Origin of the sequence: Rhodobacter capsulatus (assembly GCF_052363185.1) — a bacterium.
Lineage (GTDB): Bacteria > Pseudomonadota > Alphaproteobacteria > Rhodobacterales > Rhodobacteraceae > Rhodobacter > Rhodobacter capsulatus_E.
This window is the reverse complement of record NZ_CP198955.1, coordinates 3,580,125-3,606,041: the sequence shown is the minus strand read 5'-3', so window position 1 is coordinate 3,606,041 and position 25,917 is coordinate 3,580,125. Positions and strand designations below refer to the sequence as shown.

The window sequence follows — 25,917 nt, the reverse complement described above, 5'->3', positions numbered from 1 at the left end:
ATGAGCCGCGGCGGCAAGGACAAGGACAGCGAAGACCCCGAACGGCGCTGCATCGTCACCGGCGATGTCGGGCCGAAGGTCGGGCTTGTGCGGTTCGTCCTTGGCCCCGATGGCATGATCTACCCGGATCTGGCCGAAAAGCTTCCCGGCCGGGGCATCTGGGTGACGTCGGACCGCGACGTGCTGCAAAAGGCGGTGGCCAAGGGGCTGTTTGCCCGCGCCGCAAGGTCGCAGGTGAAGCTGCCCGAAGACCTGTGCAAGCTCGTCGAAGACGGGCTGGCGCAAAGGGTGGTGGAGCTGATATCCTTGAGCCGGAAGACCGGCCATGCGGTCTGTGGCTTCGAAAAGGTCAAGGGTTGGCTGGCCGATGGCAAGGCCAAGGTGCTTTTCCAGGCCTCGGACGGATCGGAACGCGGCAAGGGCAAGCTTTGGACACCGCCCGGCGGGCGCTGGTTCGGCAGCCTGACGGCCTCGGAATTGGGTTTGGCTTTTGGCCGCGACCATGCCATACACGGCGCGCTTGCGGCTGGGGGACTCACCCCGCGTGTAATCAGAGAAGCGGCAAGGCTTGCGGGTTTGCGCAAGCAGGACGGCGGCGATACCGCCATGAAGGATACGAAGACGGCATGAGCGATACGGACGGCAAAAAACCCCTCGGTCTTGGCGGCGCCCGCCCCGGTTCGGTGAAGCAGAGCTTCAGCCACGGACGCACGAAAAATGTGGTGGTCGAAACCAAGCGCAAGAAGGTGGTGGTGCCGAAGCCGGGTGCCGCCCCGTCGAAACCGGCCGGTTCGCCCGCGCTGGGCGACCCCTCGCGGCGTCCGGCGGGCATTTCCGATGCCGAGATGGAACGCCGCCTGAGGGCGCTGCAGGCCGCGAAAATCCGCGAGGTCGAAGAGGCCGCGCAACGGGCCGCCGATGAAAAGGCCCGCGAGGAAGAGCGCGAACGCCGCCGCGCCGAGGCCGAGGCCAAGGAACGCGAAGAGCGCGAACGCGAGGAAGCCCTGCGGCTGAAGGCCGAGGAAGAAGAGCGCAAGGCCCGCGAGGCCGAATTGCGCGCGCAGAAAAAGGAAGAGGTCCGGGCGAAACCGGCGCCGAAGCCCGCTCCGGCCGATCCGGCTGCGGCCGAGGCTGCCGCGGCGCGCGCTGCGACCAAGGGCGTTTCGGCCACCGGGCCGCGCAAGACCGACCGCGACCGCGATGACCGCAATGCCACCCCCGACCGCAACAGCAAGGCGGCCAAGGGCGGCGACGAGGGCCGCCGGGCGGGCAAGCTGAGCCTGTCCGACATCGAGGGCGAAGGCGGGCGTCAGCGCTCGCTGGCCGCGATGAAGCGCAAGCAGGAAAAGGCGCGGCAAAAGGCTATGGGCTTTGGCCAGAAAGCCGAAAAGATGGTCCGCGACGTGCAGTTGCCGGAAACCATCGTGGTTTCGGAACTGGCGATCCGGATGGCCGAACGGGCGGCCGATGTGATCAAGGCGCTGATGAAGATGGGCATGATGGTCACCGCCAACCAGGCCATCGACGCCGATACCGCCGAACTGATCATCGAGGAATTCGGCCACCGCGCCGTCCGCGTCTCGGATGCGGATGTGGAACAGGTGATCGACACCGTCGAGGACAAGGCCGAAGACCTCCAATCGCGCCCGCCGATCATCACGATCATGGGCCACGTCGACCACGGCAAGACCTCGCTTCTGGACGCGATCCGCAAAGCCAATGTGGTGGCGGGCGAAGCCGGCGGGATCACCCAGCACATCGGCGCCTATCAGGTGACGACGGATTCGGGCGCGGTTCTGACCTTCCTCGACACGCCCGGCCACGCCGCCTTCACCTCGATGCGGGCCCGCGGTGCGCAGGTGACGGATATCGTCGTGCTGGTGGTGGCCGCCGATGACGCGGTGATGCCGCAGACGGTCGAGGCGATCAACCACGCCAAGGCCGCCAAGGTGCCGATGATCGTGGCGATCAACAAGATCGACAAGCCCTCGGCCAATCCGCAAAAGGTGCGCACCGATCTGCTGCAACACGAAGTCGTCGTCGAAGAGATGGGCGGCGAGGTGCAGACGGTCGAGGTTTCGGCCAAGACCGGCCTTGGTCTGGACACCCTGCTTGAGGCGATCGCGCTGCAGGCGGAAATCCTGGAACTGCGCGCCAACCCCGGCCGTGCGGCCCAGGGTGCGGTGATCGAGGCGAAACTCGACGTCGGCCGTGGTCCGGTGGCGACGGTTCTGGTGCAGCATGGCACGCTGAAGCGCGGCGACATCTTTGTCGTCGGCGAGCAGTGGGGCAAGGTGCGGGCGCTGATCAACGACAAGGGCGAGCGCGTCGACGAAGCCGGTCCCTCGGTTCCGGTCGAGGTGCTGGGTCTCAATGGCACGCCGGAAGCCGGGGACGTGCTGAACGTCGTCGAAACCGAAGCCCAGGCGCGCGAGATCGCGGATTACCGCGAGAAGGCCGCCAAGGACAAGCGTGCCGCCGCGGGTGCCGCGACGACGCTGGAACAGCTGATGGCCAAGGCCAAGGCGGACGAGAACGTTTCGGAACTGCCGGTTCTGGTCAAGGCCGATGTGCAGGGCTCTGCCGAGGCGATCACCCAGGCGCTGGAAAAGATCGGCAACGAGGAAGTCCGCGTGCGGGTGCTGCATTCGGGCGTCGGCGCGATCACCGAAAGCGATATCGGTCTGGCCGAGGCTTCGGGCGCGCCGGTCATCGGCTTCAACGTCCGGGCCAATGCGCCCGCACGGGCGGCCGCGAACCAGAAGGGTGTCGAGATCCGCTATTACTCGATCATCTACGATCTGGTGGATGACATCAAAGCCGCGGCCTCGGGCCTGCTGAAAAACGAAGTGCGCGAAAACTTCATCGGCTATGCGTCGATCAAGGAGGTCTTCAAGGTCTCCGGCGTCGGCAAGGTCGCGGGCTGTCTGGTCACCGAGGGCGTTGCCCGGCGTTCGGCGGGCGTGCGCCTGTTGCGCGACAACGTGGTGGTGCACGAGGGCACGCTGAAGACGCTCAAGCGCTTCAAGGACGAGGTCAAGGAAGTGCAATCCGGTCAGGAATGCGGCATGGCCTTCGAGAATTACGACGACGTCCGCGCGGGCGATGTCATCGAAATCTTCGAGCGCGAGGAGGTCGAGCGCAAGCTCTGACCTTTGTTGCCGCAGCGTGAACACTGAAAAGGGGGGCGAAAGCCCCCCTTTTGAATTCCGTGAGTGATTGCCGAAAGCTGGATCAGGCGTTGTTGCGCATCACGGGCTTGCCCGCGAAGAGCCGATCCCCAACCCGGACAACGATTTTTCCGTTATCAAGCTGCGATTCGAACGTTCCCTGCACGGAGACGCAGCTGCCGACGACGATGGTGCGAAGCATGAGACATCCTCCCTAGAAATCTCGATTACCCCTTCAGCTTAGTCACGATTGCTTAACAAAGTGCAAACGAAAAAGTGCGCCAGAGGTATCTTTTGGATAGTTTTGTTGCCGCATGTGGCCTTTTCGCGCAGCAAAATTTCTGCACTGCGCGAATTTGTGCTGCGACCGCGCGGTCAGAGCCAGTCTTGCAGCACCGGGATCAGCGGTTCGTCGGCGGGGGGCATCGGGTAGTCGCGCAGCCGTGCCGGGCTGACCCAGGCGAGCTTCTGCCCCTCGCGCGGCTGCGGCGTGCCCGCCCAGCGGCGGCAGGCAAAGAGCGGCATCAGCAGGTGGAAGCTTTCGTAGCTGTGGCTGGCAAAGGTCAGCGGCGCCAGACAGCTGCCCCAGGTGTCGATGCCCAGTTCCTCGTGCAATTCGCGGATCAGCGCGGCCTCGGGTGTTTCCCCCGGCTCAACTTTCCCGCCCGGAAATTCCCAAAGCCCGGCCAGCGACTTGCCTTCGGGGCGCTGCGCGAGCAGCACCCGGCCGTCAACGTCGATCAGCGCCACCGCGCTGACCAGAACCACCCGCGCCGTCGTCAGCGCGGGCGAGGGACCACAGGGCGAGGTCACGAGCGGTAATCCGCGTTGATGTCGATGTAGCGATGCGTCAGGTCGCAGGTGAAGACGGATTTCGCCGCCTTGCCCAGCCCCAGATCAATCCCGATCACCAGTTCCTGCCCCTTCATATAGGCCGAGGCGGCGTCTTCGGAATAATCCGGCACGCGCCAGCCATTCTCGGCCAGAACCATGTCGCCAAAGGAAATCCGCAGCTTGTCGCGATCGGCCTTGGCGCCCGACTTGCCGACGGCGGCGACAACACGGCCCCAGTTCGCATCTTCCCCGGCAATCGCGGTCTTCACCAGCGGCGAATTCGCCACCGCCATCGCGACCTTGTGCGCGTCATCGGCGCTTGCTGCCCCGCTCACCCGGATCTCGACGAATTTCGTCGCCCCTTCGCCATCACGCACCACCTGCTGCGCCAGATCGAGCATCACGCCATGCAGCGCCGCTTCGAAATCCTTCGCCGGACGCGAACGCAGATCGGTGATCTCGGCCGCCGCGGACCGGCCAGTGGCGGCCAGGATCAGCGCATCCGAGGTCGAGGTGTCGCTGTCCACGGTGATCGCGTTGAACGTGTCATCCACATGCCGCGACAGCATTTTCTGCAGCAGTTTCGAGGGGATCTTCGCATCGGTGAAAAGATAGACCAGCATCGTCGCCATGTTCGGCGCGATCATCCCCGAGCCCTTGGCAATGCCCGCGATGCGGATCACCCCGCCGTCGCCCTGCACCTCGGCGCAGGCGCCCTTGGGGAAAGTGTCGGTGGTCATGATCGCGCGGGCGGCGGCCTCCATGCCCGCCGGGTTCAGCGCGGCAACCAGCCCGGGCACGGCGGCCACGATCCGGTCATGCGGCAAGGGCTCGCCGATGACGCCGGTCGAGGAGGAGAAGACCCGGTTGATCGGCAGATCCAGCGCCTCGGCCACGGCGCCGGTCACCGCATCGACCGAGGCCTGCCCGGCGGCGCCGGTGAAGGCATTGGCATTGCCCGAATTCACCACGATCGCGGCGCCGGTGGTTTCATCGGCCAGCCCGGCCAGTTTCGCCTGACAATCCAGCACGCAGGCGGCCCGCGTCGAAGAGGTGGTGAAGACGCCCGCGATCGTCGCCCCCGGCGCGATCTGCGCCAGCATCACATCGGTGCGGCCGGCATAGCGCACCCCCGCGGCGGCGGCGGCAAAGGACACGCCCTCGATCACCGGCAGGGCGGGGAAGGCGGCGGGGGCCAGCGGCGAAACCGGGTTTTTCGGCTTCGCGGCCGCGGCGGTTTCGCTGGCCGCCGTGGCGGCAGCGGCGGCGGCATCGGCCACGCCCTCGCGCAGCGCCGAGGCCACCTCGGTCACCTCGTCGCGCAGCATCGCCACCGCATCCTCGGTGATCTCGCCCAGCTGTGCGCGCAGGCCCTTCACCTTGGATTTCAGCTTCTCGATCTTTTCCTCGAGCTCGCGTTTCTTCGCCATCGCCCTCTCCCCCAGGTCTGCCGGACTCACTTTTCCCCGAAGAAATTCGGGGTCTTCAGCACCGAGGGGGAAATGCCCTCGATGTGTTTTTCGACCTTGGCCTTGGCCACGGTGTCAGCCACCCGATCCTGAACCGCCTGTTGGCGCAGATCGCCCGAAAGCGCCTCGGTCGCTTCTTCCAGCGTCGGCGCGGCGGCCAGACGGCTTTCCATCAGCTTGATCACATGCCAGCCATATTCGGTCTGCACCGGACCCTTGACCTCACCGGCCTTCATCGCGGCCACCGCCTCGGCAAAGGGTGGCACCATCGCGGACAGATCGAACCAGCCCAGATCGCCGCCATTCGCCGCCGCGCCGTCTTGCGACTTCGCCTTGGCCACTTCGGCGAAATCGGCGCCGCCGTCGATCTCGGCCTTGATCGCCTTGGCTTCGGCTTCGGTCGGCACGATGATATGGGCGGCGTGATATTCGCGGCTGGGCTCGGCCTTGGCGAATTTCGTGTCATAGGCGGATTTCAGCGCTTCGGGCGTCACCGCGCGTTCGGCGGTGTAGTCGAGCAGCATCCCCGCCAGATAGGCGCGGCGTTCGACTTCCAGCGCGATCTCGTCGCGGCGGGTCATCATGCCTTCGCCGATCTTCGCCAGCGCGGTCTGCTGGATCAGCTGATCCAGCACGCCGTTGAACAGCACCTCGTCGGGCAGTTGCTGATATTCGGCGGGCAGGCTGTTGCGCACGTTCACCATCATGCCCAGCGTGATTTCGGTTCCGTCGACGGTGGCGACGACAGTTTCCGGGCCGGGGGCGGCTTCTGCCGCATCTTCGGCCAGAGCCGGACCGGCCAGAAGCGCCAGCACGGCGACAGAGCCCAGAACGCGTGTGAAAATCGGCATCAAAGCCTCTCCCGCAGGGCCGCGGCACCCCGCGGCGTTGACACTCGGACGGCAGCCCCTTACATCGCCAAGGGTCCTGTGAAGGCCGTTTCGCCCTTATCCGCTTGCCGTTCTACGGGTGCGCGGCGGGTGCGACAAGACCGCATTTCACACGATTTGGTCAGACGAACCCGCGGAGAAAAAATGCTGGGCCTCGGTTACATTGGAAGAAAGCTCTTCGGCACGCCCAACGACCGCAAGGTCAAGCGCACGCGTCCGCTGGTGGCGAAGATCAACGCGCTGGAACCGGCCTTCGAAAAGCTCTCCGATGCCGAGATCGTGGCGAAAACCCGCGAGCTGCAGGCCCGGGCGCAAGCGGGCGAAAGCCTGGATGCGCTGCTGCCCGAAGCCTTTGCCAACTGCCGCGAGGCCGCCCGCCGGGCGCTTGGCCTGCGCGCCTTCGACACCCAGCTGATGGGCGGGATCTTCCTGCATCAGGGCAATATTTCGGAAATGAAGACGGGCGAGGGCAAGACCCTTGTCGCGACCTTCCCGGCCTATCTGAACGCGCTTGCGGGCAAGGGCGTGCATATCGTCACGGTGAACGATTATCTGGCCAAGCGCGACTCGGACTGGATGGGCAAGGTCTATCGCCATCTGGGTCTGACCTGCGGCGTCGTCTATCCGTTCCAGCCCGATGATGAAAAACGCGCCGCCTATGGTGCCGACATCACCTATGCGACGAACAACGAGCTGGGCTTCGATTATCTGCGCGACAACATGAAATCCTCGGTCTCCGAGATGTATCAGCGCGATCACTTCTTCGCCATCGTCGACGAGGTGGACAGCATCCTGATCGACGAGGCGCGCACGCCCCTGATCATCTCGGGCCCGTCGCAGGACCGGTCCGACATGTATCGCACGCTGGATGCCTATATCCCGTTCCTGACCGAAGAGCATTACAAGCTCGACGAAAAGCAGCGCAACGCGACCTTTACCGAGGAAGGCAACGAGTTTCTGGAACAGAAGCTGCAGGCCGATGGTCTGCTGCCCGAGGGGCAGTCGCTTTACGACCCGGAAAGCACGACGATCGTGCACCATGTCGGCCAGGCTTTGCGGGCGCACAAGCTGTTCTTCAAGGATCAGAACTATGTGGTGGTCGATGACGAGATCATCCTGATCGACGAATTCACCGGCCGGATGATGAAGGGCCGCCGTCTGTCCGACGGTCTGCATCAGGCGATCGAGGCGAAGGAACGGGTGACGATCCAGCCCGAGAACGTCACGCTGGCGTCGGTGACCTTCCAGAACTACTTCCGGCTTTATGAAAAGCTGGCGGGGATGACCGGCACCGCCGTGACCGAGGCCGAGGAATTCGGCGACATCTACAAGCTGGGTGTGGTCGAAGTGCCGACGAACCGCCCGGTGGCGCGGAAAGACGAACATGACCGCGTCTATCGCACCGCCAAGGAAAAATACGCCGCGGTGATCGAGGCGATCAAGACCGCGCATGAAAAGGGCCAGCCGACGCTCGTTGGCACCACCTCGATCGAGAAATCCGAGATGCTTTCGGAGATGCTCAAGGCCGAGGGGCTGCCGCATAACGTGCTGAACGCGCGTCAGCACGAACAGGAAGCGAAGATCGTTGCCGATGCGGGGCGTCTGGGCGCGATCACCATTGCGACGAACATGGCCGGTCGCGGCACCGACATTCAGCTGGGCGGCAATGTCGAGCTGAAGGTGCTGGAGGAAATCGCCGCCAATCCCGAAGCCGCCCCCGAAGACATCCGCGCCCGGATCGAGGCGGAACATGCCGAAGAAAAACAGAAGGTGATCGAGGCCGGGGGCCTGTTCGTTCTGGCCACCGAACGGCATGAAAGCCGCCGGATCGACAACCAGCTGCGCGGCCGCTCGGGCCGTCAGGGCGACCCGGGGCGGTCCTTGTTCTTCCTGTCGCTGGAAGACGATCTGATGCGCATCTTCGGCTCGGACCGGCTGGAAGGCGTGCTCTCGAAACTGGGCATGAAGGAAGGCGAGGCGATCATCCACCCCTTGGTGAACAAGTCGCTGGAACGGGCGCAAGCCAAGGTCGAAGGCCGCAACTTCGACTGGCGCAAGCAGCTTCTGAAATTCGACGATGTGATGAACGACCAGCGCAAGGCGGTGTTCAGCCAGCGCCGCGAGATCATGGAAACCGACGAGATTTCCGAGATCGTCGCCGATATGCGCCAGCAGGTGATCGACGATCTGATCGACGATTTCGCGCCGCCGAAAAGCTATGTCGATCAATGGGATGTCGAGGGGATGCGCGAAGCCTTCATCGACCATGCCGGGGTCGATCTGCCGCTGGCGCAATGGGCGGCCGAAGAGGGCGTCGATCAGGAGGTTCTGCGCGAACGGGTGACGGCGGCGCTCGATGCGGTGATGGCGCAAAAGACCGAGGCCTTCGGCGCCGAGACGATGCGGGTGATCGAAAAGCAGATCCTGTTGCAGACGATCGACGCGAAATGGCGCGAGCATCTGGTGACGCTGGAACATCTGCGCTCTGTCGTGGGCTTCCGCGGCTATGCGCAGCGCGATCCGCTGTCGGAATACAAGACCGAGTCGTTCCAGCTTTTTGAAAGCATGCTCGACAGCCTGCGCTATGAGGTGACGAAGCGGCTGGGCCAGATCCGCCCGATGAGCGAGGAGGAACGGGCAGAAGCGCTGCGCCAGCAGGCTGCCGCCCTTGCCCTGGCCCAGACGCCCGAGGCCGCCGCGGCGGCGCCGGAGCCGGTCGCCCCGGTGGCGATGGCCTCCGCGTCCGGCTTTGTCGAATCGGACCCCGCGACCTGGGGCGATCCGGCCCGCAACGACCCCTGCCCCTGCGGCTCGGGCGAGAAGTTCAAGCATTGCCACGGCCGTCTGGCCTGAGGCAATTGTGGCAAAGACTTGGGCGGCGCGGGTCTGATCCGCGCCGCCATTTTCATTTGTAGACGCTTTTTCAGGGGGGTTGCGGCGCGTCCGGGGCGGGGCGCCGGGGCGCGGTCCGGAAACCCTGCCGCAGTCTGGCCCAAGCTTTGCCGAGATCGGCCGTTAATCTTTTTGGCAAGAGTTGCAGGAGTCGCCCGACATGAAACCGCTTCACAAGATCGCCCTTGTCGGCACCACCTTCGTTCTGGCCGCGGCCACCGGACATGTCATGCAGACCTCGGCGCCTGACGGGCTCGCTCCCGATCCGGCCCCGCCCGTAGCCGCCGTGCAGCTGGCGATGACAGCGCCGACCGAGCCGACAGTGACGCCGCCGCCGTCCTTGCCGCCTCTGGTGATGCGCGCTCCCGCCGCGGAAGCCGCTTCTGGTCCCTTGCCGCAGGAGCCCGCACAGCCCGGCCCCGGCTTTGCCCAGGCCGATTGCCCCGCGCCGCAACTGTCGGGCGAAGCCGTTTCCGGCGGTGCGGTGCGGCTGACGGTGACGGCGCCCTGCCACGCCTCCCGGCAGGTCGAGATCCGCCACGAAGCGCTGCGGCTGCCGATCCGGCTGTCCGAGACAGGCGTCTGGAGCGGCGTCGTGCCCGCCTTTGCGGAGCAGGCGGTCTTCCGCCTTTCGCTGAACGACACCGAAGCGCCGCTGGTGCTTACCCTCTCCGTGCCCGATGCGACCGCGTTCAACCGCCTCGCCGTGGTTGTGGGAGCCGACACCGGACTGGACCTGCGCGGCCCCGAGGACGATGGCGAACCCGGCTGGATCGCCCGCTTCAGCGCGCCCGGGGCCGCGACGGCGGTGCAGATCTACTCTGCCCGCGCCGCGATGACGGGCAGCCGGCTGGTGCTGGACGTGCCGGTCACGCCGCAAAGCTGCGGCAAGGATATGGTGGGCGCGATCCATCGCATGTCGGGCAAGATCTCCGATCAGGAGGTGTTCCGGCTGGCCATGCCCGATTGCGGCGATGGCGAGGGCGCGGTGATGATGCCCTTGCCCGGCTTCCCGCTGGCCGTGGCGGCGAATTAAAGCAGCCCTTCGGCGCGAAAGCTGAGCTCGCGGCCCTTGCCGATCACCAGATGGTCGTGCAGCACCAGCCCCAGAGCCTCGGCGGCATGGCGGATCTGTTCGGTCATCGCGATGTCGGCCTGCGAGGGCGTCGGATCGCCCGAGGGGTGGTTGTGCACCAGGATCAGCGCCGAAGCATCCAGTTCCAGCGCCCGTTTCACCACCTCGCGCGGATAGACGGGGACATGATCCACCGTGCCGCGCGCCTGTTCCTCGTCGGCGATCAGCAGGTTCTTGCGGTCGAGGAACAGCACCCGGAACTGCTCGGTCGGGCGATGCGCCATCGCAGTGTGGCAATAGTCCAAAAGCGCCTGCCACGAAGACAGCACCGGCCGCTGCAACACGCGTGATCGCGCCAGCCTTTGCGCCGCCGCCTCGACGATCTTCAATTCCTGCACGACAGCGTCGCCCACACCGGTCACCTCGGTCAGCCGAGCCGCGGGCGCCGCCAGCACATGGCCGAAACTGCCGAAGACCTCCAGCAGACGCCGCGCGAGCGGCTTAACATCCTGCCGCGGCAGGGCGCGAAACAGGATCAGTTCCAGCAGTTCGTAATCGGGCATGGCCTCGGCCCCGCCCGTCATGAAGCGTTCCCGCAACCGCTTGCGGTGATCGGTGATATAAGAGGGCAGCCGGTCGGAAGAAACGGCAACCGGCTGCGCCTCGTCAAGATCTCCGAAAAGCGTCGGCCCTTCGGCAAAGCTGGAGGTTCGGGGCTTCATCCCCTCAGCTTGCGCCACCATGGTAAAGAAAGGATTAACGCTTTTTCTTGGCCCAAATACGAAAAAGGGCGCCCGCAGGCGCCCTCTTATCCCTTTTTCAGGCACTCAGCCCTTCATCCCGTCCCAGAAGCTTTTCACCTTCTGGAAAAACGACGCGCCTTCCGGGTTGTTCTCGGCCTGGATGCGCTGGAATTCATCCAGCAGCTCCTTTTGCCGCGCGGTCAGGTTCACCGGCGTTTCCACGGCCAGTTCGATCACCATGTCACCGATGCCGCCGCCGCGCAGGGCGGGCATGCCCTTGCCGCGCAGACGCATCTGCCGACCGGATTGGCTGCCCACCGGCACCTTGACCTTCGACCGGCCGCCGTCGATCGTCGGCACCTCGACCTCGCCGCCAAGCGCCGCCGAGACCATGCTGACCGGCACCCGGCAAAACAGGTTCACCCCGTCGCGCTGGAAGATCGCGTGGTCACGCACCTCAATGAAGATGTAAAGATCTCCCGAAGGCCCGCCGCGCATCCCGGCTTCGCCCTCGCCCGCAAGACGGATGCGCGTGCCCGTCTCCACCCCCGCGGGGATGTTGACCGACAGCGTCCGTTCCTTCTCGATCCGGCCCGAACCGTGGCAGACGCGGCAGGGGTTCTTCACCACCTGACCTTGCCCGCCACAGGTGGGGCAGGTGCGTTCAACGGTGAAAAAGCCGTTCTGCGCCCGCACCTTGCCCAGACCCGAACAGGTCGGACAGGTTTGCGGCTCGGCGCCGCCCTCGGCCCCGGTGCCGTTGCACGATCCGCAAGCGGCCGAGCCCGGAACGGTGATTGTCTTCTGCGCGCCCTTGAACGCCTCTTCCAGCGTCACCCGCATGTTGTAACGCAGGTCAGAGCCGCGCGTCGCCCGCGAGCGGCCACCGCCGCCCCCCGGGCCACGCCCGCCCATGAAATCGCCGAACAGATCCTCGAACACATCCGAGAAGGCCGAGGAGAAATCCGCGCCCTGACCATAAGGCCCGCGCGGACCGCCGCCGCCCATGCCGCCCTCGAAAGCCGCGTGACCATAGCGGTCATAGGCGGCCTTCTTGTCGCCATCCTTCAGCACGTCATAGGCTTCGTTCACTTCCTTGAACTGGGCCTCGGCCTGCGGATTGTCCTGATTGCGGTCGGGGTGCAGTTCCTTCGCCTTGCTGCGATAGGCCTTCTTGATCTCCTCGGCCGAGGCGCCCTTGGACACCCCCAGAACCTCGTAGAAATCACGCTTCGCCATTGGAAAGCCCCACTGCGAGAACACGGAAGCGAGCCCCGTGACGGGGCCCGCTCCTCAGGTTCCGGCGCTTACTTGCGCTTGTTTTCACCCATGTCCTCGAAGTCGGCATCGACGATGTCATCATCGACCGACCGCGGGCCGTCCTCGTCATCCGACGCCGGGCCGCCTTCGGAGGCTTGCGCCTTGTAGATCGCCTCGCCCAGCTTCATCGCGGCATCGGTCAGGTTCTGCACCGCGCCCTTGATCTTGCCCGGGTCTTCCGACTTCAGCGATTCTTCCAGCGCATTGCAGGCCAGCTCGATCATCTCGACGGTCGAGCCATCGACCTTGTCGCCATGCTCTTCCAGCGATTTGCGGGTCGAATGCAGCAGGCTTTCGCCGGTGTTCTTCGCCTCGACCAGTTCCTTGCGCTTCTTGTCGGCTTCGGCATTGGCTTCGGCGTCCTTGATCATCTTTTCGATGTCATCGTCCGACAGACCGCCCGAGGCCTGGATGGTGATCTGCTGTTCCTTGCCGGTGCCCTTGTCCTTTGCCTTGACCGAAACGATGCCGTTCGCGTCGATGTCGAAGGTGACCTCGATCTGCGGCACGCCGCGCGGCGCCGGGGGGATGTTCTCTAGGTTGAACATGCCCAGCATCTTGTTGTCGGCGGCCATTTCGCGTTCGCCTTGGAACACGCGGATCGTCACCGCGTTCTGATTGTCCTCGGCGGTCGAGAAGATCTGGCTTTTCTTCGTCGGGATCGTGGTGTTGCGGTCGATCAGACGGGTGAAGACACCGCCCAGCGTCTCGATGCCGAGGCTGAGGGGGGTGACGTCCAGCAGCACGACGTCTTTCACGTCACCTTGCAGCACGCCCGCCTGAATCGCGGCGCCAAGGGCCACGACTTCATCCGGGTTCACGCCCTTGTGCGGTTCCTTGCCGAAGAACTTCGTCACTTCCTCGACCACGCGCGGCATCCGGGTCATCCCGCCGACCAGAACGACTTCGTCGATCTCGTCCTTCGACACGCCCGCATCCTTCAGCGCTGCGGCACAGGGCTTCAGCGAGGCCTTGATCAGATCGTCGACCAGGCTTTCCAGTTTCGCGCGGGTCAGCTTCATCACCATGTGCAGCGGCACGCCGGTCGCCGCGTTCATCGAGATGAACGGCTGGTTGATTTCGGTCTGGCTGGCCGAGGACAGCTCGATCTTCGCCTTTTCAGCCGCTTCCTTCAGCCGCTGCAGCGCCATCTTGTCCTTGGTCAGATCGACGCCATGCTCCTTGCGGAACTCGTCGGCCAGATAGTTGACGATGCGCATGTCGAAGTCTTCACCGCCAAGGAACGTGTCCCCGTTGGTCGATTTCACTTCGAAAAGGCCGTCGTCGATTTCAAGGATCGTGATGTCGAAGGTGCCGCCGCCAAGGTCATAGACCGCGATCGTCTTGCTGTCCTTCTTGTCGAGACCGTAGGCGAGCGCCGCCGCCGTCGGTTCGTTGATGATGCGCAGCACTTCCAGACCGGCGATCTTGCCCGCGTCCTTGGTGGCCTGACGCTGGGCGTCGTTGAAATAGGCCGGAACGGTGATCACCGCCTGCGTCACGGTCTCGCCCAGATAGCTCTCGGCGGTTTCCTTCATCTTCTGCAGGATCACGGCCGAAACTTGCGCGGGGGAGAATTTCTCGCCGCGCACTTCCACCCAAGCATCGCCGTTGCCGCCGTCGACGATGTTGTAGGGCACCAGTTTCTTGTCCTTTTCCACCTCGGCATCGGTGGTGCGGCGACCGATCAGGCGCTTGACCGCAAAGACGGTGTTGGTCGGGTTGGTGACGGCTTGCCGCTTGGCGGGCTGGCCGACCAGACGCTCGTTGTCGGTGTAGGCGACGATCGAGGGGGTGGTGCGCGCCCCTTCCGAGTTCTCGATCACGCGGGGTTGAGAGCCGTCCATGATGGCGACGCAGGAGTTGGTCGTCCCAAGGTCGATCCCGATGACTTTGGCCATTTCAATACCTCTTCTTTCGGCGACAGGTGGGGGCGGGTCCCATCAGGCCCCCGGCCCCTATCCCAAGGTTTCCAGACGGTCCGGCGCAGGTGGCCTGCTCCGGCTTCCCGGCGTATATAAGGAGGGGAAAATAGCCCTGCAAGAACTGACGCGCGGGAGTTTGCGACAAATGCCACAATCCGCCCGACCGGTGCAAATTCGCCCTGATCCGCAGGAGATCCGCGGCTTCCGTCTCTACCCCGGCTGGCTCGTGCCCGGGGAACAGGCGGCGCTGGTCGAGGAGTTGCGCGCGGTCGTCGCCGCAGCCCCGCTGTTCTCGCCGATGACGCCTTATGGGCGGCCGATGTCAGTGCGGATGACCTCGGCCGGGCGGTTCGGCTGGGTGGCCGATCGGCGCGGCTATCGCTACAGCGAAACGCACCCCTCGGGCGGGGCCTGGCCGCCGATTCCGGAAAGCGTTCTGGGCATCTGGCGGGCGGTGTCGGGGTCAGATCGCAGCCCGGAATGCTGTCTGGTGAATTTCTACGCCGAAGGCGCGCGGATGGGCCTGCATCAGGACCGCGACGAGGCGGATTTTTCGCAGCCGGTGGTGTCGATCAGCTTGGGCGATGACGGGCTTTTTCGCATCGGCAACGAGACGCGGGGCGGGGCGACGCAGAGCCTGTGGTTGCGCTCGGGCGATGTGCTGGTGATGGGCGGTTCCGCGCGGCTGCTCTACCACGGCATCGACCGGATCGCGCCCGGGACCTCGACGCTGCTGCCGCAGGGCGGGCGGATCAATCTGACCTTGCGCGTGGTGACGTGACAGCAAGGGCGTATTTGCGCCAAGAAGAAACCCGATCCTTTATCTTGCCTCAAATATCCCGGGGGGCCGGGGCATCGCCCCGGCGGGGCGGAGCCCCCGCTTGCGCCGTGTCCCAGACCTTGCGCATCACCGTGGGCAGGGCGGAGGGCGAAAACGCCTGCTTTGGCGTAAAGCCCTCGCCCTCGGCATGGGCGACGAAGACCCGCAGCCGCAGGTGGAAATGGGTGAAGGTGTGGCGCACTTCGTGCGACAGCGCGGTCCAGTCGGCGGCAAGGGGCGGGCAGGGGGCCGGGGCGGTCTCGGCCCAGTCCGAGCCGGGAAAGCCGAGCATGCCGCCGAGCAAGCCCTTGTCCGGGCGGCGCTCCAAGAGCACCCCGCCCGCGGCGTCGAAGGCGACATAGGTCAGGCCGAAACGCGTGGGTTTTTCGGGTTTCGGCGATTTGCGCGGCAGGTCTGCGGCGATGCCCTGTTCTTTCGCTGCGCAGAAATCGCTGACCGGGCACAGCGCGCAGGCCGGGTTGCGCGGGGTGCAGATCGTGGCGCCCAGATCCATCATCGCCTGCGCATGATCTCCCGGGCGCAGCTGCGGCGTCAGCCGCCCGGCCCGGTCGATCAGGTCGGGTTTCGCCGCGGGCATCGGCGTTTCGATAGCCCAAAGCCGCGCCACCACACGTTCCACATTGCCATCGACCACCACGGCCGGTTCGTCAAAGGCGATCGCCGCCACCGCCGCCGCCGTATAGGGGCCGATGCCGGGAAGCGCCCGCAACCCCTCGGAAGTCCGTGGAAATTGCCCGCCCGCCGCCGCCACGGCCCGGGCGCATTTCAAAAGGTTGCGGGCACGCGCGTAATAGCCAAGCCCCGCCCATTCCGCCATCACCGCGCCATCCTCGGCCGCGGCCAGATCGGTGACAGAGGGCCAGCGCGCGGTGAAGCGGCGGAAATAGTCGCGAACGGCGGCGACGGTCGTTTGCTGCAGCATCACCTCGGAGAGCCAGACGTGATAGGGATCGGGCCGCACCCCCGCCGCACGCTCGGCCGGGCCCACCCGCCAGGGCATCACCCGGGCCTGTCGGTCATACCAGGACAGCAGCGCCGCCCCCGCCGCCGCCTCGTTTCCGTCACGCAATCTTTATGGCCCCCCGCCCCATTCCTCTGGCTTTGCCCCGTGGCCTGCCTAGAATAGGGCCAAGTTCCGGAAAGGACAGGGATGAGCGACGATCACCACCACCAGCCGCTCGAGCGCCCCGCGGCGCCCGCGAAGCTGCGCCGGATGCGCGGCTTCGAGCCGGCTGCCGGTCTGGTGAAGGAGCGCATCCGCGTGGCCGGGGAATCGCGCGGTTTCGCCATCGCCCGGCTGGTGACGCATTGGGCCGAGGTCGTCGGCCCCGAGATCGCCGCCCATGCCCGCCCGGTCAAGATCGGCTATGGCCGCGAAGGCATCGGCGCCAGCCTGACGTTGCTGGTCGCGGGTCCGATGGCGCCGATGATCGACATGAGCCGCGAAAAGATCCGCGCCAAGGTCAATGCCTGTTACGGCTACAACGCGATTTCGCGCATCCTGATCACCCAGACCGCCGCCACCGGCTTTGCCGAGGGGCAGGCGGCCTTCGCCCCGGCGCCGAAAAAGGTGCCCGCAAAACCCACCCCCGAGGTCTGCGCCAAGGCGCAGGCGGCGACCGAGGGCCTGGCCGATGCCGGGCTGCGGGCGGCGCTGGAAGACCTTGCCCGAAACATCCTGATGAAACCCGCAAGACAGCGGGAAGACCTGAGAAAGGCTGATCCATGAACCGACGTTCCCTTCTTCTTGGCCTCGCCGGTGGCGCCGTGGTGGCGGCTGCGGGCGGTGGCTATGCCGTGCTGCAGCAGACCCCGGCCGAGACGCTGATCGCCACCCCGGCCGAGGCCGCTTCGGGCGGCGCCATCCTGCCCGATATCGCGCTGGGCAGGGCGGATGCGCCGGTGACGCTGATCGAATATGCCTCCTACACCTGTTCGCATTGCGCGCGGTTCCATGAAACCGTCTTCCCGTCGCTCAAGCGCGATTTCATCGACACCGGCAAGGTCCGCTTCATCCTGCGCGAGGTCTATTTCGACAAGTTCGGTCTTTGGGCCGGGCAGGTGGCGCAATGCGGCGGCGATCTGAAATATTACGGCATCGCCGGGATGCTGTTTTCCGAACAGGCGGCCTGGATCGGGGATGGCGCCGAGGCGACGATCGCCGAGAACCTGCGCAAGATCGGTCTCAAGGCCGGGCTGACCAAGGAGCAGATCGACACCTGTCTGAACGACACCGCCCGCGCCGAGGCGATGGTGATGACCTATCAGAAGAATGCCTCGGCCGATGCGATCGAGGGCACGCCGACGCTGGTGATCAACGGCGAGAAACACGACAACATGGGCTATGCCGAGCTGAAGAAGATCCTTGACGCGAAGCTGGGTGGCTAAAGCCCCAGCCGTTCGAGGGCTTTGACAAGCGGTGCGGCGTCTTCGAAGACCAGCCGCACCGGCAGCGCCAGAACCTTGGGCCGGAACGCCATCGGCAGCCGGGCGGCGTCCTTTTCCGTTGTCACCAGCTGGGCATCCAGAAAGAGCGCCTCGGTTTCCAGCCGCGTCAGCAGCTGCGCCGAGAACGGCTGATGATCGTCAAGCGCCTCGGCCCGGACCACTTCGGCGCCAAGGCTGCGCAGGGTGGCGAAGAATTTCTCCGGATGGCCGATGCCCGCAAAGGCCAGCACGCGCTGGCCCTCCCAGTCCATCCCGGTGGGCAGGGGCACCAGCTGCCCGCGCAGATGCGGCACCGGCAGCGCCGCCCCCCAACGCGCGGTGAAGCTTTCCTGCGCCGGGACCGGCCCGATCGACAGCGCCAGATCGGCCCGGGCCATGCCGTCTGCCACCGGCTCGCGCAGCGGCCCCGCGGGCAGGCACAGGCCGTTGCCGAAGCCCTTGGCCGCATCGACCACCACCAGCGACAGATCCTTTTGCAGCGCCGGGTTCTGATGGCCGTCATCAAGCAAGATCAGCTTCGCCCCGGAAGCCACCGCCGCCCGGGCGCCCGCCGCCCGGTCACGCGCGACCCAGGTGGGGGTGAAGGCGGCCAGCAGCAAGGGCTCGTCGCCCACCTCGGCCGCCCTGTGGCGCATCTCGTCGACCCGGACCGGGCCGGTCAGGCTGCCACCATGGCCGCGGCTGACCACATGCGCCTCCAGCCCGCGCGCGGCCAGCAGCTGTGCCAGCGCGATCACCGTGGGCGTCTTGCCGGTGCCGCCCGCGTTGATGTTGCCCACCGAAAGCACCGGCACCGGCAGGCGCTGGCCCTCCTGCGCCACCCGCCGCCGGGTGGCCGCGGCATAGATCCGCCCCAGCGGGGCAAGCAGCCGCGCCCGCAGCGCCGGGCGGGCGGGGTCGGTGAACCAGAAACCGGGGGCCTGCATCACTCTGTCCTTTCTGCGCGGGCGGCGTCGAATTCCCGCAAGATCGCCCGCACGATGGCCTCGGTCGCCGCCGCCCCGCCCGAGGTCACGGCCCAGGCGTTATGCGCCAGAACCGCGGCGCGGTCGGGCGACATCAGATCGGCGATCGCCTCGCCCAGGGATGTCTCGTCATGGATCGACCGTGCCGCCCGGGCTTCGTCCAGCCGGACGTAATCGGCGGCGAAAGGCGCGGTCTGCGGCCCGTGCACGACCGCCGAGCCCAGCGAGGCGGGCTCAAAGGGCGAGCGCGCCTGACCGGCCGCACCGATCAGGGTTCCGCCCATGTAGCTCACCGGGGCGATGCGATACCAAAGCCCGTATTCGGCCGGATCATCGGCCAGAAAGATCTCCGTCTCGGCATCGGGCTCGCCCTCCAGCGAGCGGCTGGCCACCGACCAGCCCTCGTCCGTCAGCCGGTCGCCCAGCTCCAGCGCGTCATCGGGCTGATCGGGGGCAAGGATCAGCAGCATCCGGTGCGCATGGTGCTGCGCATGCGTCTGGGCGGCGATCACCGCGGCGATTTCCGCCTGCGGCACCGCGGCAGCCAGCCAGACCGGCCGTGTATGGGTCAGCGCCGCCATCGAGGCGCGTTCGGCCTCGGAACAGCGCAGCGGCTCGGGCGGCAGGCCAAGCGCACCGCCGACGTCGGTCTGCGCCGGGTCGAGGCCCTGTCGCTCCAGCAGCCCGAAGGTGGCCTGATCGCGCACCAGAATGCGGCGCACCCGGCGCAACAGCCCGCGCTGCCCGAGCCGGCCCAGACGGCGGGCGGGCGGCGGCAGGAAGACATCCGCCATCATCACCGGAACCCCGATCCGGTCGGCGGCCATGATCAGCGCCCCGGGCAGGTCATTGCCGATCAACACCACCAGCCCGGGTTGGTGCTGCTGCAAAACCGCGCGCGCGGCGGCGATGCTGTCCTCGGGCGGGGGGGCCAGCGCGACGCCCTCGGGCGGGGCGGGGTCCAGCCCGGGCGGCAGCGCCAGAAGCACCTGCAGGGCGGGGCGCAGCCGATGCAGCCGGGCCAGAACCTGTAGCGCCCCCGCCAGGCTTTCGTCGGCGCGTTCGGGGCCGATCTGCATCCAGATCAGCGGCCCCGGGGCCTCGGTCGTGCCATCGCCCGCCGCGGCCTCGGGCGATCCGCGCCACCAGCGGGCAAGCGATCCCAGCATCGGGGTCAGGGTCTCAGCTGCCCAGTTCCTCGGTGGGCGAGGCCGGGGTTTCCTCGTCGCGCAGCCGGTGCAGGTGGGCGATGAAATAGCGCATGTGGGCATCGTCCACGGTGCGCTGCGCCTCGGCCTTCCAGGCGGAATAGGCGGCGGCGTAATTCGGATAGATGCCGACGATATGGATGGCGTTCACATCCTTGAATTCGGTGCGCGATGCGGACACAAGTTCGCCGCCGAAGACGAGATGCAGGCGTTGCGGGGTGGGTTTGCTCATGGGCCATCCTGTCGGAAAAGGTGTGCGCCAAGACTATGCGAAGCCTGCCTGCCCCTCAAGCGCCGATCCTTGGCACGATCCTGGCGGGTAACGCTTTCGTCATTGCTGACCCCTATGGTTGTTTGCGGTTTCACCGGCTAATCAGGCCGCCATGCACAGAAGTCTGACCCAGATCTACGACAGCCGCGTGGCGGCCGGAACCCTGCGGGCCGATGCGGCGCAACGCGCGGTCTTGCCGCTGCTCGATCGCGTCCGGGCAGAGCTGGAGGCCCCGGTGAAGAAACCCGGCCTCTTCGGGCTTTTTGCCAAACCGCCAGAGCCGGTGCGGGGGCTTTACCTTTGGGGCGGCGTCGGGCGCGGCAAGTCGATGCTGATGGATCTTTTTGGCGAAACGGTCGCGGTTCCGAAACGCCGGGTGCACTTCCATGCCTTCATGCAGGAGGTGCAGGGCAAGATCGACGCGCATCGCCGCGCGAGGGAGGAAGACCCGATCCAGCCCGTCGCCGCGGAAATCGCCGCCGCGGTCCGGCTTTTGTGTTTCGACGAGATGCAGATCACCGACATTGCCGATGCGATGATCGTCGGGCGGCTTTTCGAGGAGATGTTCAAGCGCGGCGTGACGGTGGTGACGACCTCGAACCGGCCGCCAACCGACCTTTACAAGAACGGCTTGAACCGGCAGCTGTTTTTGCCCTTCATCGAGATTCTCTCCGCGCGCCTTGAGGTGCATGAGATCGTGTCGGAAACCGATTACCGGCTGCATCGGCTGGCGGGGGCAGAGGTCTATTTCGCGCCCGCGGGGACGGCGGCGCACAAGAAGATGGATGCGCTCTGGAACGAGCTGACCGGGCATGACGGCACGACGAAGCTGCGCATCGAGGTCAAGGGGCGCTCGGTGGTGATCCCGCATTATCACAACGGCGTCGGGCGGGCGCGGTTCTGGGATCTGTGCGGGGCGATGCTGGGCCCGGCCGATTATCTGGCGATCGCCGGGGCTTTGCGGGTTCTGATGATCGACGACATTCCGCATCTCTCGGCTTCGAACTTCAACGAGGCGAAGCGCTTCGTGACGCTGATCGACGCTTTGTATGAGGGCAAGGTGCGGTTGATCTGTTCGGCGGCCGATGTGCCCGAGCGGCTTTACAACGAGGGCGAGGGCAGTTTCGAATTCGCCCGCACGGCGTCGCGGCTGCGGGAAATGCAATCGGCCGACTGGTCGCAGGAAAATCGCTGACGGCGCTTCTTTCGGGTCTTCTGACCGAGGCCATCGCCGAGGTCACGCGCGACAATGGCCCCCTGACCGGCGAGGGCCCAAAGGCCCTCGGCCTGCGCCCGCCCCGCCATCGGCGGGCGCAGTCGCGCCGCCGGGGCTGGGCGCAGGCCTCTGTCGCGTTTGGGGAAACGGTCTTGCGGCAGGCGTGGCGATACGGGCGGGGAAAGGCGGTGCCTTTCCTTTTCCGCCCGAAACACCCTTACCCCAGCATGTCGCGCACCATCGGCGCGACCTTGGTGCCGTAAAGCGCGATCGCATCGCGCAGATGCGCCGAGTCCTGCGGACCGGCCGAATATTTCAGCGTGAAGCGTGAAAGCCCCAGCGCCTTGACCGTCGTCGCGATCTTCTTCGCCACCGTCTCCGGGCTGCCGACATAAAGCGAGCCATGGGCGATCTCCGCCTCGAAGGCCGCCTTGGTGAAGCGCGGCCAGCCGCGCGAGCGCCCGATCAGATCATGCATCGCCGCATAGGCGGGGAAAAAGCGGTCCTTCGCCTCCTCATCGCTTGCCGCGACATGGCCCGGCGAATGCACCGAAAGCGGCAACGGCTTTGCCCCCATCCGCTCGCGGGTGTGGCGGTAAAGATCGGCCAGCGGGCCGAACCGCGCCGGATTGCCGCCGATGATCGCCATGACCAAAGGCATGTCCATGGCCGCCGCCTCCAGCACCGAGTCGGGGCTGCCGCCCACCCCGCGCCAGACCTGCAACGGGCGTTCCGGGCGCGGATAGACGGTCACGCCTTTCAGGGCCGGACGGTGGCTGCCCTGAAAGCTGATCTTCTCCTGACTGACAAGGCTGTGCAGCAGTTGCGCCTTTTCGGTGAACAAGGTCTCGTAATCGTTCAGATCGAAGCCGAACAGCGGGAAGCTTTCGGTGAATGACCCCCGCCCGATCGTCAGTTCCGCCCGCCCCGGCGCCAGCGCATCGAGCGTCGCAAGGCGCTGATACACCCGGATCGGATCATCCGAGGACAGCACCGTGACCGAGGTCCCGGCATGGATCTTTTCCGTGCGGGCCAGGATCGCCCCCAGCAGCGGTTCCATCGCGGAAATCGCGAAATCCGGGCGGTGGTGTTCGCCCAGACCGATGAAATCGAGCCCGACCTGATCGGCCAGAACCGCCTCGGCCAGCGTGTCGCGGATCACCTGCGCGCCCGAGCGGGGCCCGGTCGCATCCGCGGTGATGTCGCCAAAAGTATCAAGGCCGAATTCAAGCACCATCGCGGGCCTCCTTTCCGTTGCGGGAAAGATAGGCAAAGGGCTCCTGTGCGCCTAGGCACGGGGACGCACAGGAATTCCCGCAAAAATGCGCAGATCTCAGCCGTTCTCGCGCAGGACTTGGCCTGCAAGATAAAGCGAGCCGCAGATCAGAACCCGTGCCTGCGGGTCGGTTTGCGCAATCGCGCCAAGGGCCTCGGCGACCGATCCGGCCTCGGTCACCTGCGCGAAACCCGCTTTGCGGGCGGCCTCGGCCGTGGCGGCGCTGGGCAGGGTGTTGACCTCGTTCGGGATCGAAACGGCGGTCAGGCTTTGCGCCTGCGCGGCCAGCGGCCGCAGATAGCCCGCGATGTCCTTGGTGTTGAGCATGCCGCAGATCAGATGCGTCGGCCGTTTCGCCATCCGCGCCAGCGTTGCCGCCACCGCTTCGCCGCCCGCCGGATTGTGGCCGCCATCGAGCCACAGCTCGACCCCGGGCGCGCTGGCGGCCAGCGGCCCCTGCCGCAAGCGTTGCATCCGCGCGGGCCAGTCGGCCTTGCTTACAGCCGCCTCGCAGGCCAGATCGTCGAAACCCAGAACCCGCAGCGCGGCAATCGCGGCGCCTGCGTTTTCGATCTGATGCGGCCCGGGCAGATTGGGCAAAGGCAGATCCAGAAGCCCGGTCTCGTCCTGATAGATCAGCCGCCCGCGTTCCTCGAAAGCGTGCCAGTGCTGGCCATGCGCAAAGAGGGGCACGCCCAGCCGCGCGGCTTTTTCCTCGATCACGGCAAGCCCGTCCGGCTGCTGCGGCCCGACCACGCAGGGCACACCGCGTTTCAGGATGCCCGCCTTTTCGCCCGCGATCTCGGGCAGGGTCTCGCCCAGATATTGCTGATGGTCGATCGAGACGGGGGTGATGATCGTCAGCGCCGGTTTCGCAATCACATTCGTCGCGTCAAGCCGCCCGCCAAGGCCGACTTCCAGCAGGGTGAAATCGGCAGGCGTGCGGGCAAAGGCCAGAAAGGCGGCGACGGTGGTGATTTCGAAGAAGGTGATCGGCTGCCCGCCATTGGCCGCGTCGCATTCATCCAGAAGCGCCGAGAGCGCGGGTTCGGAGATCAGTTCCCCCGCCAGCCGGATGCGTTCGTGAAACCGCGCCAGATGCGGGGACGTATAGGCGTGCACGCGCTTGCCCGAAGCCTCGAGCCCGGCGCGGATCATCGCCTGGGTGGAGCCCTTGCCATTCGTGCCCGCGACATGAATGACCGGCGGCAGGCGGGTTTCCGGGTGATCCAGCGCCGTCAGCAGCCGGTGCACCCGGTCCAGCGTCAGATCGATGATCTTCGGATGCAGCCCCATCAGCCGCGCCAGGATTTCATCAGAGGGTTGCGGCATGCTGGGCTCCTTTCATGCAAAGGCCGGGGGCGCTGCCCCCGGACCCCCGGCGTATTTGGACCAAGAAAAAACGGTTATTCCGCAGCAGGTTGGTCAGTCGGCGGTGCCGCTTCGGTCGGTGCCGGGCCGGGGGGCGGCAGTTCGCCCCAGACCGGCGGCGGCAGGCGCATCATCATGCGCAGGATCACGATCAGCTCCTCGCGCAGTTTCTTGCGATGGGTGACGCGGTCGAGCATGCCGTGATCAAGCAGATATTCGGCGCGCTGGAAGCCCTCGGGCAGGGTTTCGCGGATCGTCTGTTCGATCACGCGCGGCCCGGCAAAGCAGATGAGCGAATTCGGCTCGGCGATCTGCACATCGCCCAGCATCGCGTAAGACGCGGTCACGCCGCCCGTCGTCGGATGGGTCAGCACCACCACATAGGGAAGCCCCGCATCCTTGAGCATCTGCACCGCCACGGTCGAACGCGGCATCTGCATCAGGCTCAGGATGCCCTCCTGCATCCGCGCGCCGCCTGCGGCAGAAAACAGCACCATCGGGCATTGCAGCTCGATCGCGCGCTGGGCGGCGGCCAGGATCGCATTGCCGACATACATCCCCATCGAGCCGCCCATGAAGGAGAAATCCTGCCCCACGGCAACGATCTGGGTCTTGCCCACCTCGCCCTCGACGACCAGCATCGCCTCTTTCTCGCCGGTGGTCTTTTGCGCCGCGCGCATCCGGTCGGGATATTTCTTCTGGTCGCGGAAATGCAGCGGATCGGCGATCGGCTCGGGGACTTTCACCTCGGTGAAGGCGCCCAGATCAAACAGCGCCTCGAACCGCTCGCGCGGGGTGATCGCCATGTGGTGATCGCAATTGGTGCAGACGTTGAGGTTGTTCGTCACTTCGCGGTGGAACAGCATCGTTCCGCATTCGGGGCATTTCGTCCACAGGTTCTCGGGCATCTCGCGGCGCGAGAACAGCGAGTTGATCTTCGGTCGGACGTAGTTCGAGATCCAGTTCATCGGGGGGCCCCTTGGTTTCCGCGACGTCGCTTTGCAAGCTTGGGCTCAGATAAGCCTGTGCGCGGGCAAATGCAATCAGCGCCGCAGCCGCAGGCGGATGGCAAGCCAGAACACCACCAGCGCCAGCACATCAAGCGCCAGATAGGGCGCCATCGCACCGGGGTCGCGGCTGTTGACCACCAGCGTGTAAAGCGACAGCCCGTCCAGCTGGCCGTAAAGCCCGACCAGAAACATCGCCGAGATATTGTTGGCGAAGTGAAAGGCCAGCGCCGGGCCAAGGTTGCCCGCCCGTGCCGTCAGATCGGCGGCCAGGCAGCCAAAGAGCGTTGCCCAGAGCGCAAAGAAGATCGCCGTCGCGCCGTTCTGCCCGGGCGCATAATGCAAAGCGCCGAACAGTGCGGCGGGCAGCACCATCCACCACAGCGGATGAGCCCAGCGGGCGGCGATCTGTTGCAGCAGATAGCCGCGAAACAGCAGTTCCTCGGCGGCGATCTGCACGAAGACCAGCGGCAGGGCGATCGGCAACCAGCGCAGCAGCACCGCCAGCGGCGTCGACTGGCCGAGGTTCGGATCAAAGGCCGAGGTGGCGGCCACCAGCACCACCAGCGCCATCAGCATCGGGAAGACGCGCAGGAAATCGGTCAGCGTGCCGGGGCCGAACAGGCTGGCGACGGGGCGGCGGTGCAGGAAGCGGGTGACCAGAGCCACGCCCAGCGCCAGCGGCGCGAAGCTGAGCAGCACCAGCATCAGCCCCGTCGCGGTGCCGCCGCGCTCCATCGCCATCACCACCGCGCCAAAGACCATCGGTCCGGCCAGCGCATGCACCGCCGCCAGCGCCCCCATCACCGCGCCCCAGTAAAAGGCCGCGATCAGGATCAGCCCGATCAGGCTGCGCAGCCAGTCGGACCCGGCCCGGGCCGGGGCGACAAAGCGGGCAAGACGAGGATAGGGCATCACATGCTCCCGGGCTGGCAGGGGGTCTGGCGGGTGACCCTAGCGGCGGCTTTTGGGCGGGACAAGCCGCTTTACTTTGCG

The 25,917-nt window shown here is 66.1% G+C and carries 23 protein-coding genes; 8 read left to right on the top strand and 15 right to left on the bottom strand.

Going from position 1 to position 25,917, the window contains the following annotated elements; translation table 11 throughout:
* Together ACTTAG_RS17715 and infB are read left to right on the top strand one after the other, a co-directional pair.
* Window positions 1-630 carry an RNA-binding protein gene (locus ACTTAG_RS17715; RefSeq protein WP_444463502.1) on the top strand — a complete coding sequence of 210 codons (630 nt, stop codon included), beginning with the start codon at window positions 1-3 and terminating at the stop codon, window positions 628-630.
* A complete protein-coding gene (gene infB / locus ACTTAG_RS17710; RefSeq protein WP_444463501.1) occupies window positions 627-3,152 on the top strand; it encodes a translation initiation factor IF-2 in 2,526 nt (841 codons plus the stop codon). Before ACTTAG_RS17715 ends, infB begins: the two co-directional genes overlap by 4 nt.
* Window positions 3,153-3,234: 82 nt before the next feature.
* Here the strand turns inward: infB and ACTTAG_RS17705 are convergent, their stop codons facing one another.
* The 4 genes from ACTTAG_RS17705 to ACTTAG_RS17690 form a co-directional block, all read right to left on the bottom strand.
* On the bottom strand, window positions 3,235-3,372 hold the full coding sequence (locus ACTTAG_RS17705) for a hypothetical protein (RefSeq protein ID WP_444453809.1): 138 nt from the start codon (window positions 3,370-3,372) through the stop codon (window positions 3,235-3,237).
* 173 nt (window positions 3,373-3,545) lie between these two features.
* Window positions 3,546-3,983 carry a (deoxy)nucleoside triphosphate pyrophosphohydrolase gene (locus ACTTAG_RS17700; RefSeq protein ID WP_444463500.1) on the bottom strand — a complete coding sequence of 146 codons (438 nt, stop codon included), beginning with the start codon at window positions 3,981-3,983 and terminating at the stop codon, window positions 3,546-3,548.
* Window positions 3,980-5,332 (bottom strand): bifunctional glutamate N-acetyltransferase/amino-acid acetyltransferase ArgJ, encoded by a 1,353-nt coding sequence (argJ, locus tag ACTTAG_RS17695; protein WP_444465279.1) that lies wholly within the window; start codon window positions 5,330-5,332, stop codon window positions 3,980-3,982. Before argJ ends, ACTTAG_RS17700 begins: the two co-directional genes overlap by 4 nt.
* A 128-nt stretch (window positions 5,333-5,460) precedes the next feature.
* Window positions 5,461-6,324 carry a peptidylprolyl isomerase gene (locus ACTTAG_RS17690; RefSeq protein ID WP_444463499.1) on the bottom strand — a complete coding sequence of 288 codons (864 nt, stop codon included), beginning with the start codon at window positions 6,322-6,324 and terminating at the stop codon, window positions 5,461-5,463.
* A 183-nt stretch (window positions 6,325-6,507) separates the two neighbouring features.
* Between ACTTAG_RS17690 and secA the strand changes: the two genes are divergently transcribed.
* Window positions 6,508-9,216 carry a preprotein translocase subunit SecA gene (secA, locus tag ACTTAG_RS17685; RefSeq protein ID WP_444463498.1) on the top strand — a complete coding sequence of 903 codons (2,709 nt, stop codon included), beginning with the start codon at window positions 6,508-6,510 and terminating at the stop codon, window positions 9,214-9,216.
* Between the two features lie 199 nt (window positions 9,217-9,415).
* Window positions 9,416-10,291 carry a hypothetical protein gene (locus ACTTAG_RS17680; protein ID WP_444463497.1) on the top strand — a complete coding sequence of 292 codons (876 nt, stop codon included), beginning with the start codon at window positions 9,416-9,418 and terminating at the stop codon, window positions 10,289-10,291.
* Here ACTTAG_RS17680 and radC read toward each other — a convergent pair.
* The 3 genes from radC to dnaK all read right to left on the bottom strand — a co-directional run bounded on the left by radC (window position 10,288) and on the right by dnaK (window position 14,294).
* Complete coding sequence (gene radC, locus ACTTAG_RS17675; RefSeq protein ID WP_444463496.1) at window positions 10,288-11,052, bottom strand: RadC family protein; 765 nt, start codon at window positions 11,050-11,052, stop codon at window positions 10,288-10,290. The genes ACTTAG_RS17680 and radC overlap by 4 nt on opposite strands.
* Window positions 11,053-11,157: 105 nt before the next feature.
* Complete coding sequence (dnaJ, locus tag ACTTAG_RS17670) at window positions 11,158-12,312, bottom strand: molecular chaperone DnaJ (protein WP_444463495.1); 1,155 nt, start codon at window positions 12,310-12,312, stop codon at window positions 11,158-11,160.
* Between the two features lie 68 nt (window positions 12,313-12,380).
* Window positions 12,381-14,294 (bottom strand): molecular chaperone DnaK, encoded by a 1,914-nt coding sequence (gene dnaK, locus ACTTAG_RS17665; protein ID WP_444463494.1) that lies wholly within the window; start codon window positions 14,292-14,294, stop codon window positions 12,381-12,383.
* A gap of 169 nt (window positions 14,295-14,463) precedes the next feature.
* Between dnaK and ACTTAG_RS17660 the strand changes: the two genes are divergently transcribed.
* On the top strand, window positions 14,464-15,099 hold the full coding sequence (locus ACTTAG_RS17660) for an alpha-ketoglutarate-dependent dioxygenase AlkB family protein (RefSeq protein WP_444463493.1): 636 nt from the start codon (window positions 14,464-14,466) through the stop codon (window positions 15,097-15,099).
* Between the two features lie 49 nt (window positions 15,100-15,148).
* Here ACTTAG_RS17660 and mutY read toward each other — a convergent pair whose 3' ends face one another.
* On the bottom strand, window positions 15,149-16,228 hold the full coding sequence (gene mutY, locus ACTTAG_RS17655; RefSeq protein ID WP_444463492.1) for an A/G-specific adenine glycosylase: 1,080 nt from the start codon (window positions 16,226-16,228) through the stop codon (window positions 15,149-15,151).
* A gap of 81 nt (window positions 16,229-16,309) precedes the next feature.
* On the opposite strand from mutY, the gene ACTTAG_RS17650 reads away from it, so the two are divergent.
* The gene (locus ACTTAG_RS17650; RefSeq protein ID WP_444463491.1) at window positions 16,310-16,888 is read left to right on the top strand and encodes a DUF721 domain-containing protein; all 579 of its coding nucleotides are present in this window, start codon (window positions 16,310-16,312) and stop codon (window positions 16,886-16,888) included.
* On the top strand, window positions 16,885-17,547 hold the full coding sequence (locus tag ACTTAG_RS17645) for a DsbA family protein (protein ID WP_444463490.1): 663 nt from the start codon (window positions 16,885-16,887) through the stop codon (window positions 17,545-17,547). The genes ACTTAG_RS17650 and ACTTAG_RS17645 overlap by 4 nt, the downstream gene beginning before the upstream one ends.
* Here ACTTAG_RS17645 and lpxK read toward each other — a convergent pair.
* From lpxK to ACTTAG_RS17630, 3 genes are read right to left on the bottom strand one after another with little or no spacing between them, the layout of a single operon-like run.
* Complete coding sequence (gene lpxK / locus ACTTAG_RS17640) at window positions 17,544-18,533, bottom strand: tetraacyldisaccharide 4'-kinase (protein ID WP_444463489.1); 990 nt, start codon at window positions 18,531-18,533, stop codon at window positions 17,544-17,546. The two genes, ACTTAG_RS17645 and lpxK, sit on opposite strands and share 4 nt — an antisense overlap.
* Window positions 18,533-19,741, bottom strand: coding sequence for a 3-deoxy-D-manno-octulosonic acid transferase (locus ACTTAG_RS17635; protein WP_444463488.1), 1,209 nt, complete (start codon window positions 19,739-19,741; stop codon window positions 18,533-18,535). Before ACTTAG_RS17635 ends, lpxK begins: the two co-directional genes overlap by 1 nt.
* Window positions 19,742-19,754: 13 nt before the next feature.
* The gene (locus tag ACTTAG_RS17630) at window positions 19,755-20,012 is read right to left on the bottom strand and encodes a DUF4170 domain-containing protein (RefSeq protein ID WP_444463487.1); all 258 of its coding nucleotides are present in this window, start codon (window positions 20,010-20,012) and stop codon (window positions 19,755-19,757) included.
* A gap of 151 nt (window positions 20,013-20,163) precedes the next feature.
* Here ACTTAG_RS17630 and zapE point away from each other — a divergent pair, with 151 nt between their 5' ends.
* Window positions 20,164-21,246, top strand: a complete 1,083-nt coding sequence (gene zapE, locus ACTTAG_RS17625; protein WP_444463486.1) for a cell division protein ZapE — start codon at window positions 20,164-20,166, stop codon at window positions 21,244-21,246.
* A gap of 238 nt (window positions 21,247-21,484) precedes the next feature.
* On the opposite strand, the gene ACTTAG_RS17620 is transcribed toward zapE, so the two are convergent.
* The 4 genes from ACTTAG_RS17620 to ACTTAG_RS17605 all read right to left on the bottom strand — a co-directional run bounded on the left by ACTTAG_RS17620 (window position 21,485) and on the right by ACTTAG_RS17605 (window position 25,836).
* A complete protein-coding gene (locus tag ACTTAG_RS17620; RefSeq protein ID WP_444463485.1) occupies window positions 21,485-22,504 on the bottom strand; it encodes an LLM class flavin-dependent oxidoreductase in 1,020 nt (339 codons plus the stop codon).
* Between the two features lie 96 nt (window positions 22,505-22,600).
* A complete protein-coding gene (locus tag ACTTAG_RS17615) occupies window positions 22,601-23,875 on the bottom strand; it encodes a bifunctional folylpolyglutamate synthase/dihydrofolate synthase (protein WP_444463484.1) in 1,275 nt (424 codons plus the stop codon).
* 74 nt (window positions 23,876-23,949) lie between these two features.
* On the bottom strand, window positions 23,950-24,882 hold the full coding sequence (gene accD, locus ACTTAG_RS17610) for an acetyl-CoA carboxylase, carboxyltransferase subunit beta (RefSeq protein ID WP_444463483.1): 933 nt from the start codon (window positions 24,880-24,882) through the stop codon (window positions 23,950-23,952).
* Window positions 24,883-24,957: 75 nt separating this feature from the next.
* A complete protein-coding gene (locus ACTTAG_RS17605) occupies window positions 24,958-25,836 on the bottom strand; it encodes a lysostaphin resistance A-like protein (protein WP_444463482.1) in 879 nt (292 codons plus the stop codon).
* Window positions 25,837-25,917 lie beyond the last annotated feature (81 nt).